This is a genomic window from Antarctobacter aquimaris, from assembly GCF_900184945.1.
In the GTDB taxonomy this organism is placed as follows: Bacteria; Pseudomonadota; Alphaproteobacteria; order Rhodobacterales; family Rhodobacteraceae; genus Maliponia; species Maliponia aquimaris.
In genome coordinates, this window is the sequence record NZ_FXYF01000048.1 from 1 (window position 1) to 1,023 (window position 1,023).

Genomic DNA, 1,023 nt, shown 5'->3' on the forward strand with positions numbered 1-1,023 from the left:
GATGGTGTGGATGGCTCCTGCTCCCGGCGTCGCGCTGCGCCATGATGGGGTGTCATTGTCCCAACTGGAGGAGCCATCCATGTTCGAAGTTGGCACAGTCGGAATTGATCTCGCCAAGAATGTCATTCAGGTCCACGGCGTAGACGCCGACGGCAAGGTTGTAGTACGGCGTCAGCTTCGGCGCGGCCAGTTTCCCGCATTCTTCGAAGGGCGCCCGAGCGGCCTGATCGGGATCGAGGCGTGCTCGGGAGCGCATCACTGGGGGCGTGAGTTGCAGCGGCTGGGCCACGAGGTCCGGCTGATGCCACCGTCCTGCGTGAAGCCCTACGTCAAGCGCAACAAGACGGATGCGGCCGATGCCGAGGCGATTTGCGAGGCTGTGACGCGGCCGTCGATGCGGTTCGTTCCCGTGAAGAGCGAGGCGGACTCCGCGGCCCTCGTGCTGCACCGGGCACGGGACTTCCTCGTCGGGCAGGTCACGCAAGTGGGCAATGCGATCCGCGCCCATATGGCCGAGTTCGGGATCGTGACGGCGAAGGGCTCGAAGCGGGTCGCAAGCCTGGCTGAGGAACTCGACAAGGTACCCGAGGCCGCGCGCCTTCCGCTTCGGGCGCTGCTCGATCAGCTCGCGGAGACGCAAACGCGGATCGACCGTCTGACCGGCGAGATCGAAGAGGTTCACCGGCAGAACGAGGTGAGCCGGCGGCTTGCCTCGATCTCCGGCGTGGGCGTGTTGACCGCAACCGCGATCGCCGCGACGACGCCGGATGTCGGCAACTTCTCCTCCGCACGGGACTGCGCTGCCTGGCTCGGCCTCACGCCGAAGCAACATTCGACCGGCGGGAAGCCCAGAAGCGGTGGCATCTCAAAGATGGGCAACCGCTACATCCGGCGCCTGCCGTATTTGGGCGCCATGGCCCAGATCATGGTCCGGCGCAGGAGCCGCCATCCGGGAACGGACTGGCTGTCGCGGAAGCTGGCAACCAAGGAGACGAGGGTCGTCGCGATAGCCTTGGCGAACCG

1 protein-coding gene is annotated in these 1,023 nt (G+C 66.1%); it reads left to right on the forward strand.

Features of this window, described 5'->3' with window-relative positions; genetic code table 11:
- Nucleotides 1-79 precede the first annotated feature (79 nt).
- A partial coding sequence (locus MAA8898_RS25585; RefSeq protein ID WP_094023831.1) for an IS110 family RNA-guided transposase occupies nt 80-1,023 on the forward strand: 944 nt, incomplete at its 3' end.